Annotated in this window: 16 protein-coding genes and 1 pseudogene; 1 reads left to right on the top strand and 16 read right to left on the bottom strand. The window is 67.4% G+C overall.

Annotated elements, in window-relative coordinates:
• Window positions 1-204 precede the first annotated feature (204 nt).
• The 12 genes from astE to BBA01S_RS21130 all read right to left on the bottom strand — a co-directional run bounded on the left by astE (window position 205) and on the right by BBA01S_RS21130 (window position 12588).
• Entirely contained in the window at window positions 205-1251 is a 1047-nt protein-coding gene (astE, locus tag BBA01S_RS21190; protein WP_027818207.1) for a succinylglutamate desuccinylase, read from the bottom strand.
• Window positions 1235-2599, bottom strand: a complete 1365-nt coding sequence (gene astB / locus BBA01S_RS21185; RefSeq protein ID WP_027818206.1) for an N-succinylarginine dihydrolase — start codon at window positions 2597-2599, stop codon at window positions 1235-1237. Before astB ends, astE begins: the two co-directional genes overlap by 17 nt.
• A 9-nt stretch (window positions 2600-2608) precedes the next feature.
• Entirely contained in the window at window positions 2609-4072 is a 1464-nt protein-coding gene (gene astD / locus BBA01S_RS21180) for a succinylglutamate-semialdehyde dehydrogenase (protein WP_027818205.1), read from the bottom strand.
• Between the two features lie 14 nt (window positions 4073-4086).
• Window positions 4087-5214, bottom strand: a complete 1128-nt coding sequence (gene astA, locus BBA01S_RS42065; RefSeq protein ID WP_084162421.1) for an arginine N-succinyltransferase — start codon at window positions 5212-5214, stop codon at window positions 4087-4089.
• Window positions 5211-6311, bottom strand: a complete 1101-nt coding sequence (aruF, locus tag BBA01S_RS21170) for an arginine/ornithine succinyltransferase subunit alpha (protein ID WP_027818204.1) — start codon at window positions 6309-6311, stop codon at window positions 5211-5213. The genes astA and aruF overlap by 4 nt, the downstream gene beginning before the upstream one ends.
• Before the next feature lie 59 nt (window positions 6312-6370).
• A complete protein-coding gene (locus tag BBA01S_RS21165) occupies window positions 6371-7588 on the bottom strand; it encodes an aspartate aminotransferase family protein (protein ID WP_027818203.1) in 1218 nt (405 codons plus the stop codon).
• Window positions 7589-7820: 232 nt separating this feature from the next.
• A complete protein-coding gene (locus BBA01S_RS42060; protein WP_245641547.1) occupies window positions 7821-8801 on the bottom strand; it encodes a GlxA family transcriptional regulator in 981 nt (326 codons plus the stop codon).
• Between the two features lie 177 nt (window positions 8802-8978).
• Window positions 8979-9791 (bottom strand): ABC transporter ATP-binding protein, encoded by an 813-nt coding sequence (locus BBA01S_RS21155; protein ID WP_027818202.1) that lies wholly within the window; start codon window positions 9789-9791, stop codon window positions 8979-8981.
• Window positions 9792-9830: 39 nt separating this feature from the next.
• Window positions 9831-10544 carry an ABC transporter permease gene (locus BBA01S_RS21150; protein WP_027818201.1) on the bottom strand — a complete coding sequence of 238 codons (714 nt, stop codon included), beginning with the start codon at window positions 10542-10544 and terminating at the stop codon, window positions 9831-9833.
• A 28-nt stretch (window positions 10545-10572) separates the two neighbouring features.
• On the bottom strand, window positions 10573-11262 hold the full coding sequence (locus tag BBA01S_RS21145) for an ABC transporter permease (protein WP_027818200.1): 690 nt from the start codon (window positions 11260-11262) through the stop codon (window positions 10573-10575).
• Window positions 11263-11610: 348 nt separating this feature from the next.
• Window positions 11611-12354, bottom strand: a complete 744-nt coding sequence (locus BBA01S_RS21135; protein WP_027818199.1) for a CbtA family protein — start codon at window positions 12352-12354, stop codon at window positions 11611-11613.
• A gap of 12 nt (window positions 12355-12366) precedes the next feature.
• On the bottom strand, window positions 12367-12588 hold the full coding sequence (locus tag BBA01S_RS21130) for a CbtB domain-containing protein (RefSeq protein ID WP_027818198.1): 222 nt from the start codon (window positions 12586-12588) through the stop codon (window positions 12367-12369).
• 269 nt (window positions 12589-12857) lie between these two features.
• On the opposite strand from BBA01S_RS21130, the gene BBA01S_RS21125 reads away from it, so the two are divergent.
• Entirely contained in the window at window positions 12858-13469 is a 612-nt protein-coding gene (locus BBA01S_RS21125) for a histidine phosphatase family protein (RefSeq protein ID WP_027818197.1), read from the top strand.
• A gap of 2 nt (window positions 13470-13471) precedes the next feature.
• On the opposite strand, the gene BBA01S_RS21120 is transcribed toward BBA01S_RS21125, so the two are convergent.
• The 4 genes and pseudogenes from BBA01S_RS21120 to hpnK form a co-directional block, all read right to left on the bottom strand.
• Window positions 13472-14503: a patatin-like phospholipase family protein gene (locus tag BBA01S_RS21120; RefSeq protein WP_407668329.1), complete on the bottom strand. Its 1032-nt coding sequence runs from the start codon at window positions 14501-14503 to the stop codon at window positions 13472-13474.
• Window positions 14504-14545: 42 nt separating this feature from the next.
• Window positions 14546-15106 (bottom strand): hypothetical protein, encoded by a 561-nt coding sequence (locus BBA01S_RS21115; RefSeq protein WP_027818195.1) that lies wholly within the window; start codon window positions 15104-15106, stop codon window positions 14546-14548.
• Between the two features lie 246 nt (window positions 15107-15352).
• A pseudogene (locus BBA01S_RS42055) lies at window positions 15353-16396 on the bottom strand (lysylphosphatidylglycerol synthase domain-containing protein); the annotation flags it as partial.
• Complete coding sequence (hpnK, locus tag BBA01S_RS42050) at window positions 16390-17277, bottom strand: hopanoid biosynthesis-associated protein HpnK (protein WP_042297671.1); 888 nt, start codon at window positions 17275-17277, stop codon at window positions 16390-16392. The pseudogene BBA01S_RS42055 and the gene hpnK, both read right to left, overlap by 7 nt.
• Window positions 17278-17286: the final 9 nt, after the last annotated feature.

Here is a 17286-nt window from a genome sequence, read left to right as displayed (position 1 = left end):
GTCGAAATACGGTGCGCTCCGTCGATATGCGGGGCGCGGCACAGGATCGCTGCGCCAAAAATGCGGCTCAAACGATCGCACCCTTTCTGATGCGCCGCAGCAACCGCAGGGGCGCGATTGTACCGCGCCCGCGGCGCGAGCCTGTCAAACGGCCCTGGCGCGAAGTTGCAATTGGGTGTCGTGGATGCGCAAGTGCGCGGCGCTTCAAACCAGTGACGCGAGCGTTTCGTCCGTGGTCTCGACCACGAGCAGGCCCGCGCGCAGGCCCGGCTTCACGGCCGGATTCGGGAACACGATGCGCTCCTCGTCGTGCGCGACCACGTAGCGATACGCGCCATCCTCGGCAAGCACGGTGCCGCGCGCGAACGGCGTGAAGTTCGGCACGTCGGCGGCCACGTGCAGCGCGAAGGCGTCGCTCTGCTTCGTGACCTGGCCGATCACGGTGAAGACGCGCGGCATCGGTGCGGCCTCTTTCGTTGCGCCCGCAACCAGCCTGCGCACGGCGGCATCGGCATGGGCGAAGCGCGCGAGATCGTTTTCGCCGAATGGACGCACCTTGCCGAGTTCCAGCGTGCACGCCGTCGCGCCGCAATGATCGGCCGTGAACGACGAGTAGGTCGCACCCTTCTCCGTGTGGATCAGCACGGCGGCAATGCGTGCATCGGCGAGCCAGTCGAACATCGCGCGCGTGGGCGCGCCGCCGGTCGTATTGTCCACAAACGGCAGCAACGCGAACTGCTCGAACGCCGAGGCGCGGATCGCCGTATGCATGTCGAGGTGCCAGCGCGCGCCCGGCGCCGTGGACGCAGCGGCGAAAAAGCGCTGCGCCGCCGCTTCGAGCGCCACGGCGCGTGGCGCTTCGCGGCTTTGCGGCACGCGCGCGTGACGGCCACCGAACAGACGGTTCAGATCGTCGTCTTCATAGCGCGTGGCCGCGCGCATCGCCGCGACGTTGCCCAGCACGACCAGCACGCGGCACGTCAGCGCAAGCCGCCCTGCCGCGATATCCGCGACGATCTTCGAGAGCAGCTCGATCGGCGCGGTCTCGTCGCCGTGCACGCCTGCCGAGAGCAGCACGCTGCGCGTCGACTCATCGCTCTGCGCGGGCTCCAGCAGCAGCACGCCTTCTTCTTGCCACTGCCAGCGCACCGCCCCGTTCGCGCAGACGCCCTGCGTGCTTTCAGCGGGCCGCACGCCCGCGAGTGTCGCGCCGAGAAAATCCGCCAGCACGTCTTTAGCGCTGGAAGTCATAGAGCGACCCCAGGCCAAGAATCTGCGTGAGCTCGTCGAGCGCCGTGCGCGACTCCACCAGCAGCGCCGGATCGGTCAGATCCTGCGGCGCGAGGCGGTCGCGATAATGCTTTTCGATCCACGTATCGAGTCGGCCAAACAGCGTGTCGTTCATCCACACACCCGGCGCGACGGCCGCGCGTTCAGCCTCGTCGAGCACCACGCGCAGGCGCAGGCAAGCCGGGCCGCCGCCGTTCTTCATGCTCTCGCGCAGGTCGAACACCAGCACCTCGTCGATCGGGCCGGTCTTCGCGGTCAGTTCGTCGAGATACATCGCCACGTGCGGGTTCTCGCGGCATTCCTGCGGCACGACCAGCACCTGCTTGCCATCGGCGCGGCTCAGCAGCTGGCTGTTGAACAGATACGACGACACCGCGTTCGCCACGCTCACCTGCGCGTCGGGCACTTCGATCACGTTGAACGGCGTGCCGTGCGCGCCCAGCTTGCTGCGCAGTTCCTCGTAGACCTTCTGCTGATCGACGAACGCGCGCTCGTGGCAGAACAGCGTGGTGCGATTGCCGACGGCGATCACATCGTTATGGAACACGCCCGCATCGATCACGTCGGGGCTTTGCTGCGCGAACACCGTATCGGCTTCCGTCAGGCCGTGACGCTGCGCAACCGCGCGGCTCGCCTCGAAGGTCTGGCGCGCCGGGAAGCGCTTGGGCTCCGGCCCGCGGCGATATTCGCTGCGGCCATAGACGAAGAACTCCACGCCGCGCACGCCGTATTCCGCGCAAAAACGCGTGTGATTGGCCGCGCCTTCGTCGCCAAGCGCGGGCGTGCCCGGCAGCGCGTCGTGCACCATGAAGTGCGACGGATCCGCGAAGATCGCGCCGAGCGTACGGCGCGTGTACTCGTGCTCGATGGCGCGATGGAGCTTGCTGCACAGGTTGGCGGGCGTGAAGTGCACGCGGCGCTCGGGCGTGTCCGCCGACGGGCTCACGGTCGCCGCGTTCGCCGTCCACATCGCCGAGGCGGAGCTGGCCGCCGCGAGCAGTTCGGGCGCGTCCTTCGCGGCGCGTGCGATGGCGTCGCCATCCTTGCCGCTGAAACCGAGTTCGCGCAGCAGGCGAATCGACGGGCGCTCCTGGGGCGGCAGCACGCCCTGCGCGAAGCCCAGGTCGGCGAGGCGCTTCATCTTGCGCAAGCCCTGTTGCGCGGCGGCGCGTGGGTTGGCGACCGACTTCTCGTTGTTCTGTGAGGCGACGTTGCCGAACGACAGACCGGCGTAGTTATGCGTGGGGCCGACGAGTCCGTCGAAATTCGCTTCGAGCGCCGTTGCGGCCAGCTTGGCGGAGTTACTCATCGTCGATCCTCAGAATTGAAGGCCCGGCGAGACGCTCGCGGGCATAAGCAGTTGTGCGCTTTCCACCGAGGCCATCGGCCACGCGCAGTAGTCGGCGGCGTAGAAGGCGCTGGGGCGATGATTGCCCGAGCGGCCCGGGCCGCCGAAGGGCGCGCCGCTCGACGCGCCGTTGGTCGGGCGATTCCAGTTGACGATGCCCGCGCGGATCTCGTGCGAGAAGCGCTGCCAGAGCGCGGCATCGTCGGCCAGCAGGCCAGCGGACAGGCCATAGGCCGTGTTGTTCGCCTGGGCGATGGCATCGTCGAAACCGGCGTAACGGATGATCTGCGCGAGCGGGCCGAAGTGTTCCTCATCGGGCAGGTCGGCCACGCCCGTCACGTCCAGGATGCCGGGCGTGACGAAGCCGAGCGCCGGGTCGCGCTGCTGCATCGGCAACAGCGCCTTCGCGCCGCGCGAGAGCAGCAGCGTCTGCGCGTCGATCAGCTTCGCCGCCGCGCGCGCCGAGATTACCGCGCCCATGAAAGGCTGCGGTTCGGCGTTGTATTCGCCCACGGCGATGCGCGAGGACACCTCGACGAAACGCGCGATAAAGCGGTCGCCGAATTCACCCGACGGCACCAGGATGCGGCGCGCGCAGGTGCAGCGCTGCCCCGCCGACAGGAACGCCGACTGGATCGTGTGATGCACGGCGGCGTCGATATCCTCGACCGGCGCCACGACGAGCGGATTGTTGCCGCCCATCTCCAGCGCCAGCACGATCTCCGGACGCCCGCCGAACTGGCGATGCAGCAGCGTGCCCGTGTCCGAGCTGCCCGTGAAGAACAGCCCGTCGATCTGGCGATGGTTCGCGAGGGCAATGCCCGTGTCGCGCTCGCCCTGCACGAGATTGATGACGCCTGCGGGCAGGCCCGCTTCGCGCCACAGCTCAACCGTTGCGCGCGCAACGTCCGGCGCGAGTTCGGAAGGCTTGAACACGACCGCATTGCCGGCGATCAGCGCGGGCACGATATGACCGTTGGGCAGGTGACCCGGAAAGTTGTACGGGCCGAACACCGCCACCACGCCGTGCGGGCGATGGCGCAGCACGGCCACGCCGTCGGCCATGTCGCTGCGCTTTTCGCCGGTGCGCTCGCCGTAGGCCGTGATCGAAATGGCGACCTTGGCGGCCATCGACGCGGCTTCGGTGCGGGCTTCCCAGAGCGGCTTGCCGGTCTCGCGGCCAATCGCGCGCGCGAGGTCTTCCTTGCGTTCGGTCACGAGGGCCGCGAATCGCTTGACGATCTCGCAGCGCGTCTCGAACGGGGTCTGCGCCCACGCGGGAAACGCGCGGCGCGCGGCGCTCACGGCGCGGTCGACATCGTCGGTATTGGCGGCGTTGCCGCTCCACACGGTTTCGTTGGTGCCGGGATTGCGCGAAGCGAATGCGGGGCCGCTTGCCGCGCACCATTGCCCATCGATGAAAAGCTCGTTCATGGTCATCCTTGTTTTCAGCCTTGCTTTGCTGCCGTGCGTGACGTTTGCGACGATCGCGCAGTTTGCGATGCATGCGTGGCGTCCAGCACGCGCACCAGGTCGCCTGCCTTGACGTCGAGCGCCGCCGCTTCCTGCGCGCTCAGCGTGAACGCGCCGTCCTGCACGACACCCGGCGCGAAGCCCACGCGGAAATCGGTGAGCGACGTGTTCGACACCAGCGAGCGCACGTTGCCCTGCTCCGCCGCCGTACCCGCCGTACCCGCCGTACCCGCCGTACCCGCTGTACCCGCTGTGCCCGCTGTACCGATTCGCACCGGCACCAGCACGCTCTCGCGCACCGTGCGCAAGTCGGCGATATGGCATTCGAGCACCGGGCCCGCATCAAAGATATCGACGTGGTTCTCGTAACGCAGCCCTTCGCCTTCGAGCATGCGGCGCGCAGGCACCGTATCCGAGTGCGTGAGGCCCACGCAGGCCTGCGCCTCGTCGGGCAGCAGCTCGACGTAGACGGGGTAACGCGGCATCAGCTCGGCCAGGAAGGACTTGCGGCCATGCGCGCTCAGATAATCGGCGGCGTTGAAGTCGATCTGGTAGAAGTGCGAACCGACCGCGCGCCAGAACGGCGAAGTGCCTTCCGCGTCGAAATGGCCGCGCAGCTCGGCGCAGATACGCTCCGGGAACAGGTCGCGGAACTGCGCGATGAACATGAAGCGCGAGCGCGACAGCAAGCCGCCCATGCCGCCCGTGCGATAGCGCGGCGAGAGAAACAGCGAGCAGACTTCCGCATAGCCGGTCAGGTCGTGCGAGATGTTGAGCGCCCGCATGCGCGTCCAGATGCCGAGATCCTGGCTCGCGTGCACCACCGTGCTCACGCGATAGTTGTAGAACGGCTGCGTGAGGCCTACCGCCGTTTCGATGCCGCATACGCCCGCCACGTCGCCGGTGGCCGTGTCTTCCATCACGAAGAAGTAGCCGGCTTCGGCGGCGCTCGCCTCGCCCGCCAGCGTGCGGCGCGTGCGCTCGATGCGCGCGGCGAGCGCGTCGCGGTCGGGCTTGAACGTGGTGAGGCCGGGGCCGGTTTCCTGGGCAAGCGCGACGAGCGCGTCCACATCGCCCGTCTGCACGACGCGTACTACGATCATTGCGTCTCTCCCATCGATGCATCCTCGTTGTCTTCGTCCTGGCGATAAAGCGGCGCACAGCGCACCGTTTCGCCATCCTGCACATTGAGCGCGGCGCGCGTGGCTGCGTCGAGCGGTGCGTCGCCGTGCACGGCATGCGCGCCGCGCGGCGCGGCGGCCGCCGGCGCTGCGGGCAACGTCGCCAGCGCGCAGCGGAATTCGCCGCCCTGCTGGCTCGCCACCAGGCACGCCACGCCTTCCACCGCCTGCGCGGCGCTCTCGCGCACCGTGCGCGTCTGGTTGCCCGCAACCGATGCGGTGCGATCGACCTGCGCGGTCAGCACCGGGCCCGCGTCGAAGATATCGACGTAGCCGTCCGGCTCGAAGCCCTCTTCCAGATGGATCTCGTAGGCAAGCAAGGTGCTCGGGTCAGGCTCGCCCAGCACGCGCTGCGCGGCCTCGGGCAGGAGCGGCACATAGATCGGATACGCGGGCATGACTTCGGCGATGAAGGTGCGGCTTCTGCCGCCCGAGGCCATTTCGATGTCCTTGAAATCGCGACCGAAGAACTTGCGCCCCACCGCCTCCCAGAACGGCGACACGCCCTGGTCGTCGGTCACGCCGAGCAGCAGCGAAAACACCTCGGGCGTGAAGCGGCGGCGGTTCATCGCCACGTACATCATGCGGGCGCGCGACATCAGGTGCGCCGCCGCGTCGCCGCGCAGCGCGGGATCGATATAGAAGCCCGCGAGGCGGCTCTTGCCCGTGAGTTCGTGCGACATGGTGAGCGCGTGGATCTTGCGGTTCACGTGCAGCTCGCGCGAGGCGTGAATCAGCGCGTCATTGCGGAACGCGTAGAACGGCTCGGCGTAACCCGCTGCCGCGACGATGCTCGACGTGCCGACGAGGCGGCCCGTCGTCGAATCCTCGAGCACGAAGAGATAGAACTCCTCGCCCGGAAAATCGACATCGGCGCGAAACGAGTCCTCGGACAGCGCGATGCGCGCTTCCAGCGCCGCGCGGTCGTGCGGCAGCGAGTGCAGCACGGGCTGCGCGGTGCGCGCCATGTGGGCGATCGCATCGAGATCGGAGAGCCTTGCGGGGCGAACGAATAGCATCGTCAGTCCTGAATCGTTTGAGTGGCGTTGCGCTGGCTTGATGCTGGCTTGAGACTGGTTCAGCGCTTGCCCAGCACGTCTTCGAAGGCCAGTTCGAGGCGCGCGAAGCCCTCGTTCAGGTCGGCTTCCGGCATGATCAGCGACGGCGCGAAACGCAGCACATCGGGGCCGGCGATCAGCATCATCACGCCGCGGTTGGCCGCCGCCGTGTTGAAGTCCTTCGCGCGGCCCGCGTAGCGCGCGTGGAGTTCCGCGCCGATCAGCAGGCCCTTGCCGCGCACCTCGCGGAACACGTCGAAACGCTCGTTGATGGCCGCGAGCTTCGCGCGGATCGCTTCGCCACGCGTGCGCACGCCCGCCAGCACCGCCGGATCGCTGATCAGCTCGACGACCTTGTGCGCGATGGCTGCGCCCAGCGGATTGCCGCCGTAGGTCGTGCCGTGCACGCCCACCTTGAAGTGCGCGGCAAGCGCCTCGGTCGTGAGCATCGCGCCAATCGGAAAGCCGTTGCCGAGCGCCTTGGCCGTGGTGAGGATGTCGGGCGTGACGCCCGTGTCTTCGTAGGCGTAGAAAGTGCCAGTGCGGCCAACGCCGGTCTGCACTTCGTCGAAAATCAGCAGCGCGCCGTGCGCGTCGCAGGCTTCGCGCAGCGCTTTCAGGAAGGCCGGATCGGCGGGAATCACACCGCCTTCGCCCTGCACCGGCTCGACGATCACGGCGCAGGTCTGCGGGCCGATCGCGCGCTTCGCGGCTTCGATGTCGTTGTACGGCAGATGGATGATGCCTTGCGGGATCGGGCCGAAGCCTTCGGAGTACTTGGGCTGGCCGCCCACGCTCACGGTGAAGAAGGTGCGGCCGTGGAACGACTGCGTGAACGAGACGATCTCGGCTTTTTGTTCGCCGTGGCGGTCGAAGGCGACGCGGCGCGCGAGCTTGAGCGCGGCTTCGTTGGCTTCCGCGCCCGAATTGGCGAAGAACGCGCGGTCGGCGAAAGTCAGCGACTCAAGCTTCTTCGCGAGTCGCAGCACCGGCTCGTTGGTGTAGCCGTTGCCGATGTGCCAGAGCTTGCTGCCCTGCTCGTGCAGCACCTTGAGCAGTTCCGGATGCGCATGGCCAAGCGACGTCACGGCGATGCCGCAGGCGAAGTCGATGTAGTCGCGGCCCTCGGTGTCCCACACGCGCGAGCCTTCGCCGCGATCGGGGACGAACGGCGCGGGCGAGAAGCACGGCACCATCACTTCGTCGAAAGTCTGGCGGCTCACAGTCTGGTCGTTCATGGCGAATCCTCTTTGGCTCGAGTTGGCTCGAATGGTGTCGTTCACGGCGCGCATCTTGCAGGAAGCCGCTGCGCGCGGATGGAGTACGTATGGCTTGCAGTGTAGGCAACCCTGCGGCAAACGTCTTGCGCATGGGCGACGCGTTTTTTCGTCGGATGCGGCTTTTTTGCAGGTTTGCCTTCGATTCGCCTGCGGCATGAGCCCGCGCAGATTCAGTCGCGCCTAGTTGCGTTCAGTCGCGCTCCGGCGGCTCCACGAGCGCGCCTGCGCGCGGCTCCTGCACGACGCCGGGCGTGCCGCCGTGCTGGCGCTCGATCCAGTTGCGCCGGTCTTCGCGCGGCGTCACGCCAAAGCGCTCGCGATACGCGTTGGAAAAATGCGCAGCCGACGAAAACCCGCACGCCAGGCTGATCTGCACCACCGATTTGCTCGTGCGCTGCAATTGCGAACGCGCTTTCGCAAGACGCAGGCCCAGGTAGTACTTCGACGGCATCGCGTTCAGGTACTGGCGGAACAGGCGCTCCAGCTGACGGCGCGATACGCCCACGTGACCGGCGATCTCGTCGGTCGTGAGCGGGTCTTCGATATTCGCCTCCATCAGCATGAGCGCATCGTTCAGGCGCGGATGGCGCTCGCCGGGCGCGGTCACGAACGGGATGCGCTGGCGCTCGTCGCCGCTGCGCAGCGTGCTCGCGCCCATCGCGTCGGCGATCCGGTCGACCAGTTCGGGGCCGTGCTCGCGGCCGATCATCGCCAGCATGAAATCGAGCGTCGCCTGGCCGCCCGCACAGGTCGCGCGATCGCGGTCGATCTCATAGATGTGCTGCGTGACGATGGTGCGCTCGAACTGCTCGGCGAATTGCTGGTACGTCTCCCAGTTCACCGCCACGCGGTAACCCTGCAACTGCCCTGCCATCGCCAGCCACCACACGCCGTGGTGAATGCCGGTGACGAGCGGCGTGCGCTGCCCGACGCGCGCCAGGCTCGCGAGAAACAGGCGATAGTCGGCGAACTGCTGGTAGCGCTCGGTCACGACGATCAGCCAGTCGCAGGCGAGGCCGTCGCCGAACGCGGCGTCGGCGGGCCATTGCGCGCCGCCCGCGAGCGGCACGGGGCGGCCGTTCCACGAGACCATCTGCCAGCGATAAAGCGCGCGGCCATCGATCTCGTTGGCGAGATTGAGCGCATCGACGATCGGGCCGACGCCCGACATCGACACGGGCGGCAGCGCCACGATGGCCACCTGGGTGGTGGCCTGCGAAGCGCGTGTCGCGCGCGCGGGCGCGCCTGCGCCCGGCGCAGTCGATGCGGCGGGCGCAGGCGTTGAAACGGAAGCGGGAGCTGCGGGGCGATTCATCGGCGGGACAACAAAAACTCGGATGCCGGCAGCTTACTTGAGACTGCCCGAAAGGAACTGGCGCAGGCGCTCGCTCTTTGGCGCGCCCAGCACATCGGCGGGTGCGCCCTGCTCTTCGGTGCGGCCCTGATGCAGGAACATCACATGATTCGAGACATTGCGCGCAAAGCCCATTTCGTGGGTCACGACGATCATCGTGCGACCTTCCTCGGCGAGTTTTTGCATCACCTTGAGCACTTCGCCCACCAGTTCCGGGTCGAGCGCCGAAGTCGGCTCGTCGAACAGCATCACGTCCGGATGCATCGCCAGCGCCCGCGCAATCGCCACGCGCTGCTGCTGGCCGCCCGACAGATGCGAGGGATACTGCTTTTCGACGCGCGGTGCGAGACCGACTTTCTCCAGGTATTCGCGCGCGCGCTCCTCGGCTTCCTTGCGCGGCACGCCCAGCACGTGCAGCGGCGCTTCCATCACGTTCTCGAGCACGTTCATGTGCGACCAGAGATTGAAATGCTGGAACACCATCGCGAGCTTGGTGCGGATGCGCTGCAACTGCTTGTGATCGGCTACGTCGAGGTCGCCATTGCGGCCCGCTTTGGTGCGCACGGCTTCGCCGTCCACGACGATCTCGCCGGCGTTGGGCTTTTCGAGGAAATTGATGCAGCGCAGGAACGTGCTCTTGCCCGAGCCGCTCGCGCCGATGATGCTGATGACGTCGCCCTTCTTCGCATCGAGCGACACGCCTTTGAGCACTTCGTTATCGCCGTAGCGCTTGTGGATATCGCGCGCGATCAGTTTGCTTTGCGCGTCGCCGCTCTGGGTCGCGGCGTGGGTCGTCGTCTGAGGCAAGATGGTCTCCAAAAATGTGCTTGATTCAAACGGATCGATTTAGCGCGAGCGCACGGCGAGGTAGCCGAGCCAGCGCTTTTCCGCGCGGCGGAACGCAGCCACCAGCACGAACGATACGCCACAGTAGATCAGCGCCGCGAGGCCGAACGATTCGAACGAGCGATACGTGGCCGAGTTGGCGTCGCGCGCGACCTTGAGGATGTCGGGCACCGTCGCCGTGAAGGCCACCGTGGTGGCGTGCAGCATCAGGATCACTTCGTTACTGTACAGCGGCAGCGCGCGGCGCAGCGCCGACGGCAGGATGATGCGCCAGTACATCGTGAAGGGGCTCATGCCGTAGGCGCGCGCGGCTTCCACTTCGCCATGCGAGGTCGCGCGGATCGCGCCTGCGAAGATCTCGGTCGTATAGGCGCAGGTGTTGAGCGCGAACGCGAGAATCGCGCAGTTCAGGCCGCTGCGAAAGAACGCGTCGAGCAGCGGCTCGCTGCGCACGAAGGCGAGACTGTACACGCCGGTGTAGATCAGCAGCAACTGCACGTAAAGCGGCGTGCCGCGAAACACGTAGGTGTAGAAGCGCACCGGCAGCGAGACCCAGCGGCGCTTCGACACGCGCGCCACGGCAAGCGGCACCGCGCAGACAAAGCCGAACGCCACCGAGATCACGAGCAGCCAGAGCGTCATCGCCAGGCCGGAAACATGTTCGCCGTCCCAGTAGAGGAACGCGCGGCCGAATTGCTGAAGAATTTCGTTCATCGCTTGAGGCTCCCTTGGCTGCGTGCGCTCACAGTTGCGCGTGGCGCACGCCCGCCGAATAGCGGCGTTCGAGCCAGATCAGCGCGAGGTTCGAGACGGTCGTGATGGCCAGATAGATCGCTGCGGCAATCACGAGGAAGAAGAACAGGTTGAAGGTGCTGCGGCCCGCATCCTGGGCGGCCTTCACGACATCGGCGAGACCGATGATCGACACCAGCGCCGTCGCCTTCACGAGCACCTGCCAGTTGTTGCCGATGCCCGGCAGCGCGAAGCGCATCATCTGCGGGAACATGATGCGGGCGAACACGCGCGCCCCGCTCATGCCGTAAGCGTGGCCCGCTTCGAGCTGGCCGCGCGGCACCGAGAGAAACGCGCCGCGGAAGGTCTCCGTGAAATACGCCCCGTAGATGAAACCGAGCGTGAGCACGCCCGCGACGAACGGATCGATGTCGATCTGCGCCATGCCGAGCGCGTCGGTAGCCTCGTTCACGCCGATCTGGATGCTGTAGAACAGCAGCAGCATCAGCACGAGGTCGGGCACCGAACGGATCAGCGTCGTGTAGGCCGTCGCGATGGCCGCCAGCGGCCGGTTGAACGAGAGCTTCGCCGCCGCGCCCGCGAGACCGAGCAGCACGGCCACGCCGAGCGAGAGCAGCGAAAGTTCGATCGTCTGGATCGTGCCGGCCAGCAGCACCGGGCCAAAGCCATAGAGGATCACGCGCGTCTCCGGGAAAGTCGTTGTTCGACCCCGGGCGCTCAACGCTCATGCGTGGTGCCTGGGGGATTGGCGCGGATCGTCGCAAGGCCAAAAAGATTGCTCAAACCGGTGCGGCCGCGATGTTGCGGCGCAGCATTGCGGCCGCGTTGCGCTCTGTGCGCAGCCAGGCGGGCATTGCGCCCGCGCTGTCAGGGGTGCGATGAAATTGAAAGCTGAAAAGACAACGCCCCGGCTAGCGGGGCGTTGCGTGGGTTTTGACAAGTTTCGGGTCGCTTTTTCGATAGAAGCGCGACGCCGCAAGTCTTCGTGATGTCTGCGGGGATACCCTTACGTACCCCTCATGCGCGCTTAGACACTGCGTCCCGCCAGCGCACCGCCGCGCACGTTGACGCGCTCCAGCCGCTCGGCCAGCGCGCCGAACAGCAGGCCCACCACGCTCCACAGGATCGCCTGCATGCCGATCGCCACGGTGCGGAACTTCCACAGCAGCACCGCCGGGAACGCGCCAGGCACTTCGTTGATCGTCGGCAGCGCAGTCTGGATCGCGCCGATCACGACGACGAACAGCACGAGGGCCGCGATCGACGCATTCCAGCCGCCCCACTTCGCAACCAGCGCGCCGCGCACCTTGAGCGAGAACACCGTGACGGCAATCGAAATCGCGATCATCAGGAAGAACAGGCCGGTGCGATAGCCGATCGTGTCGGGGTCGCCGACCGATGGCGGATTCGCGGGGTACTTGATGTTCGGCACCAGGTAGATCGCAACGAAGGCCGCAAGCGCGAGCCATGCCGACAGCGCGCGCGCCGAGACCGGCCCGGTGCGCCCGCGCACGTACGCGAACACGAGTGCGAACAGCCCGCCGACCGACGCGCCATAGACCATCACGCCCGTGAAGAGCCCGTAGCTCGCCTGCACTGCGCGGCTGACGAGTTCCGGCTCGGGCGCTTCGCCTTTGGCGGCATCGGCCTTTTCCTCGAAGGAGATGGCCTGGTCGACCTGCGGCTCGCCCGCGATCCGGGCGAACGAGAACGTGAGCAGTCCCGCGGCGATGCCTGCGAGCATCCCGCGTACCAACAGCTTGCCTACCATGTCAGCTCCCGGTCAGTGGCACGGGAAGCCAAGCAGATGGCGGCCGTCGTGAACGAATTCGTGGACGTACATGCCCGGAATCAGCGAGGTCGCGCCCTGTTCCGCGCCGACGAAGTACAGCGCGAGCAGCAGCATGAGGCCAGCGAAAATCGCCCAGGGCAGGATCTCGCGCAGCGGGATGGGTGCGGGCGTGGCGGCCGGCACGTGGGCCGTGTTGAGGACGGCTTCGGACATGGTGACTTCTCCTGGGGTTACGCGCCCCGTCTGGTCGTTGATGAGTGTTTCAGGTGTGCGCACGTCATGCGGGTCTGACTTCCGTTTGCTTCTTGCGGGACTGCGGGCTGCTAGAACAGCTAGCTGGCAAAAACAACCGGTCACAGTGGCGCGACCGTGCCGGGCTTGCACCGGCTTCCGCGTGACGTGGAGCCTGTATTCTACGCGCTGCGTCAGAGTGGCGCGACGCAGAGGTAGTACGCGATGAAACGGCGAGTAAGGAAACGGTGATGGCGACAAAGGTCTGGCTGGTCAGTCACGCGGCGAATGCGGACTTGCGGGCGGGGGTGCTGGCTGCGGCGAGGGCGGACGATGGTGCGGTTGTTGACGCGCTAGATACGCGTGCGAAAGCGGCGGTCGAAGCATGGCGCACGCGCTGGTACGCGACTGTGACTGAAAACGGCGATGTTGCGCGCGCGCTGGTGAGCCCCGCTTCCATCGCCCAGGCGAGCGCACATGCAGCAGGCTTCGACGCCGCAATTGAGCAAGCGCTGGCCGATACGGCGTTCGGCGCCTGGACGGGTCGCCGCCTGACCGACATTGCGAACGAGACCCCCGAAGCGCTCGCCGCCTGGACTCGCGACCCGGCGTTCCGGCCGCCCGGCGGCGGCGAATCGTTCGACGATGTACGCCAGCGCGTGAGCGCCTGGCTGGACGCCCTGCCCGCCGGCACCCACGCGCCCATCGTCGGCTTCACCCACGCGAGCGTGATCCGCGCAGCGGTACTGCACGCGCTCGGCGCGCCTTCTTCCACCTTCCGCCAGCTGGAAATTGCGCCGCTGTCGGTCACGGCGCTGCGACGAAACGCGAACGGCTGGGTCTGGATCGCAGCGACGCCGTGAGGCTAGTCCAGCCCTAGCTGCGCCTTGATCGCCGGGAGCATGTACTGCACCGCCGCGCGCCCTTCCGCGATGGCCGGCCCCGCGCGATGAAAGTCAAAGATCCCCATGCCGCCCAGGCGCGGCTGGATCAGCACGTCGGCGGGCTCGCCCGCCAGGCGGCTGCGTGTGATGCGCACCTGCATGATGTCGATGCTCTGCGCGATCGAGCTCAGCATCGACGGCACGCGCGTGCTGGGCGGCGGCGCGACGCGCACATCCGGACTGCCGAGCGTGGCAGGCCCCGCCGGTTGCAGCCAGCTCGGGAAACGCTTGCCGTTGCGGCGTAAGAGCGGCGCGGGCTCGGCGGGCATCGCATCGGCGGCCGGGTTGGCTGCGTTGGCCCCATTGCTCCCGTTGGTCGCATTGGCGCCCGGCGCTTCCACCGGCGTCTCGCGCGGCACCGTGTCGATTGCGCCGCCCAGGTCGCGGCCATTGAGAATGTCGTGGTTGAGATCAATCGCGATCACGGTGTCCGCGCGCATCGCGCGCGCCGCCGACACCGGCACCGGGTTGCTCAGGCCGCCGTCGACGAGCCACACGCCGTCATGCCAGATCGGCGTGAAAATGCCGGGAATCGCAATCGAGGCGCGCACCGCGTCCACCACGCCGCCCTCGCGCAGCCAGACTTCGCGGCCGGTATCGAGTTCGGTGGCCACCGCCGTGAACGGCATCTTGAGGTCGTCGATCGCGCGCCCGTTGAACTGCTGCGCGAACAGGTCGATGACCTTGCGCCCGCCCAGCAGGCCGCCCGAAAAGCGCAGGTCGAGCAGCCGCACCACGGTCTGCCAGGTCAGCTTGCCGACCCAGTCCTCCAGCCAGTCGAGGTCGCCGTTTGCGTAGACAGCACCGACCAGCGCGCCAATCGACGTGCCGCACACCACATCCGGCTTGATGCCGGCTTCCTCCAGCGCGCGAATCGCGCCAATATGCGCCCAGCCGCGCGCCGCCCCGCCGCCCAGCACGAGCCCCACGCGCGGGGGACGTCGCCGATGCATTGCCATGTGCGCCTCCTGCGTCCAGTGTTGAAGATCCTGCGTTCAATGTCCGCGCATCACATCGGAGCGCGACGTCGTCGATACCCGACCGTCCGGGCCGAAATGCACGTTGAAATACGCCTCGGGCGTGACGCCCCCTTCGAGCCACTTCCAGCTCCACACCGTCTCCTGCTTGAGCCGGTAAGCGGCCACCTGGCCTGGCTTGCCGAGCAGGCTACGCACCTCGTCCTGGTTCATGCCGATGTGCACCTTCGCGAAGTGCTCCGCGGTGAGCACCTGCGTGATGGCCACGAGCCGCCCGTTCGGTGCGATATCGACCATGTACGTCTTGAGCCCCTGCGGGCCACGCGGATATTCGAGGCGACGCGAGCCGTCGTCGAACACGCGCTCGGTTTCGGGCTTGCCCATCTGCGCACGCACCTGTTCGAGCGTGGAGACGCCCGGCGTCAGCCCCTTGAGCAGCAAGACATCGGGCTTCACCGAATCGAAAAAGACCTTGAAGGCCTGGCGCAGGGTATCGAGCATCGAATCGAGCCGCACAGCGTCGCAGCCGTAGAGCGCAAGCGCCGACCGCATGGCGATTCCGGCGGTCAGCGACCGCATGAAACGATGCGTGGGCGACATGGCGTGAAAGGTCGGCGAGCGCGTCGGGTTGAATGTGGCGCGCACGCGGAGCACAAGGCTCAGCGTGCACTTACTTCCCACAATGTACCTTCAAAGGGCCCGGTCGTGGCGCGCCGCCCGCGGCGATGCGTGGGCTGGCGCCCCATTCGTGGCGTCTGCGGGGTTTGCCTGATCTGCCAGCTTTGCCTGGTCTGCCAGCTTTGCCTGGTCTGCCAGCTTTGCCTGGTCTGCCAGCTTTGCCTGGTCTGCCAGCCGTGCCGCGCGCAACGAGCGGCGCGTGCGCACGATCTCAGCGGCCTGCCACGACAGCAGCGCCAGCACGCCGAACACGACCTCGCGCATGCGCTTGACGAGCGCGAGCGAGAACGCCACCTCCTGGCTCACGCCGAACAGTTGCGCGAGCAGCACCACGGCCACCTCCTGCACGCCGAGGCCCGCGGGCACCATGAAGGCCGCATGCCGCACGGCCTGGGTGATGGCCTCGATGGCGAGCGCGTCTCCCACCGAGACAGGATGGCCGAGCAGCGCGAGCGCCCACCACGTCTCGAAGGCGCCCAGCATATAGCCGCCGAGCTGCCAGAAGAACGCGCGGAACATCAGGCCGGTACGCGACATCAGGCGGTCGAGATCGGCGTCGAGCCGCTGACCGTCGATGCCCTGGATGACCGGATGATCCGTGCCGAGCAGCCGCCCGGCCCAGCGCTCGATCGCGTGGAACACGCCGCCGCGCCGCAGCAGGATCACGGCGAGCAGCGGCAGCGGCGCGGTCAGCAGCAACGCGAGCGCAATCGTTACGATGGTGCGCAACGAGCCGGACTGCCCCGTCGCCGCGACGATCAGCACGACGCCGAGCGCAGAAAACGCGTACTGCACCGCAATCGTCACAAAGACTTCGACGATCACGGAGGCGGTAACTTCGCTGGTGGCCTGCGCTTCGCTGTCCTTGTCGTGGCCGCGCACCTTCCAGCGCGCGAGGCGCACGCCGGCGATCTCGCCGCCCACGCCCACGGCGGGCAGCAGACGGTTGATCGCTTCGCGCACGGTCGCGATCCACCAGAGGAAGCTCAGCGGCGCCCGCTTGTCGAGCAGCAGATGCCACGCGTAAGCATCAAGCAGCAGCGGCAGCGCGTGGAACGGCACGAGCCAGAGCAGCACCGGCCCGGCCGTGCCGATCACGCGCATCACGTCGTGCGCGCCGTCGTGCACCACCAGGCCGATCAGAATGGCGATTCCGACCGGCAGGCCCAGCCATTGAAGCCACTTCATGATGACGCCCGCGCCTCCCGCACGCCCGCTGCTGCGGACTGCGCCTGCGCTGCGAAGAACACATCGGTGAAGCCGCCGTGACGCACGCCGCTGCGCTTGAGCGCTTCGGCCACGCGCGGCGAGAGCAGCGCATCGAGCTCGTCGGCGTGACGGTAGGTTTGCATCGACGCCGTGATCGGGCCTTCGCCCGCCAACGGCGCCTGCGCGGGATGGCAGTAGATTTCGCCGACGCCATGCGCCGGCAGGTTCGCGATGGCGTCGAGCAACACGGCTTCGTCCATCGCTCCGGTATCGGCGATACCGACCACGTAGTCGTTATGCGCCACGCCCGCCCGCGCGAGGCGTGCGCGCACGAGCGCCAGCCACGGCCGCAACGCGAACGGCGCACCCGCCTCCAGCGGCAGGCGCATCGCGCGCAAACCAAACTCGCGCCCAATCGAGAGGATCAGCGACAGCACCGTGGGATGCAGATGGAAATGCTTGTGCGTATTGACGTGATCGAGCGCCAGGCCGGTCGCCGCAAATGCTTCGAACTGCGCACGAATTTCCTGCGCAAGCTGCGCGCGCACGTGCGGCAGGAAGAAGAAGCGCACGCCGTCGCGCACCATGTTGTCGCCGAAGCGCCCTGCTTCATCGACGAGCGCGGGAATGCGCTCGCGCGGCAGCATCGACGCGCCGTCGGCGAGCACGAGGTGCAGGCCCACGCGCAGCGTCGGCAGGCGACGCGCACGCTCGACTGCGTCGGCGGCAGCAGGAGCGGCCACCATCAAGCTCGCGGCGTTGAGCACGCCGTCGCGATGCGCGTGCTCGACGGCCGCGTTCACGCGCTCGTGCAGACCGAAATCGTCGGCGGTGAAGATGAGCGCGCGTGCGGCTTCGGGCAGCGCAGACGG

Origin of the sequence: Paraburkholderia bannensis NBRC 103871, from assembly GCF_000685015.1 — a bacterium.
Lineage (GTDB): Bacteria > Pseudomonadota > Gammaproteobacteria > Burkholderiales > Burkholderiaceae > Paraburkholderia > Paraburkholderia bannensis.
Note: the sequence above shows the minus strand (reverse complement) of the source record. Positions and strands in the feature narration are given on the sequence as shown.

Excerpts from the sequence above, each read along its gene's own strand:
- astE (WP_027818207.1), bottom strand. The coding sequence starts at position 1,251 with ATGACTTCCAGCGCTAAAGACGTGCTGGCGGATTTTCTCGGCGCGACA.
- astB (WP_027818206.1), bottom strand. The coding sequence starts at position 2,599 with ATGAGTAACTCCGCCAAGCTGGCCGCAACGGCGCTCGAAGCGAATTTC.
- astD (WP_027818205.1), bottom strand. The coding sequence starts at position 4,072 with ATGAACGAGCTTTTCATCGATGGGCAATGGTGCGCGGCAAGCGGCCCC.
- astA (WP_084162421.1), bottom strand. The coding sequence starts at position 5,214 with ATGATCGTAGTACGCGTCGTGCAGACGGGCGATGTGGACGCGCTCGTC.
- aruF (WP_027818204.1), bottom strand. The coding sequence starts at position 6,311 with ATGCTATTCGTTCGCCCCGCAAGGCTCTCCGATCTCGATGCGATCGCC.
- BBA01S_RS21165 (WP_027818203.1), bottom strand. The coding sequence starts at position 7,588 with ATGAACGACCAGACTGTGAGCCGCCAGACTTTCGACGAAGTGATGGTG.
- BBA01S_RS42060 (WP_245641547.1), bottom strand. The coding sequence starts at position 8,801 with ATGTCGGGCGTCGGCCCGATCGTCGATGCGCTCAATCTCGCCAACGAG.
- BBA01S_RS21150 (WP_027818201.1), bottom strand. The coding sequence starts at position 10,544 with ATGAACGAAATTCTTCAGCAATTCGGCCGCGCGTTCCTCTACTGGGAC.
- BBA01S_RS21135 (WP_027818199.1), bottom strand. The coding sequence starts at position 12,354 with ATGGTAGGCAAGCTGTTGGTACGCGGGATGCTCGCAGGCATCGCCGCG.
- BBA01S_RS21130 (WP_027818198.1), bottom strand. The coding sequence starts at position 12,588 with ATGTCCGAAGCCGTCCTCAACACGGCCCACGTGCCGGCCGCCACGCCC.
- BBA01S_RS21125 (WP_027818197.1), top strand. The coding sequence starts at position 12,858 with ATGGCGACAAAGGTCTGGCTGGTCAGTCACGCGGCGAATGCGGACTTG.
- BBA01S_RS21120 (WP_407668329.1), bottom strand. The coding sequence starts at position 14,503 with ATGCATCGGCGACGTCCCCCGCGCGTGGGGCTCGTGCTGGGCGGCGGG.
- BBA01S_RS21115 (WP_027818195.1), bottom strand. The coding sequence starts at position 15,106 with ATGCGGTCGCTGACCGCCGGAATCGCCATGCGGTCGGCGCTTGCGCTC.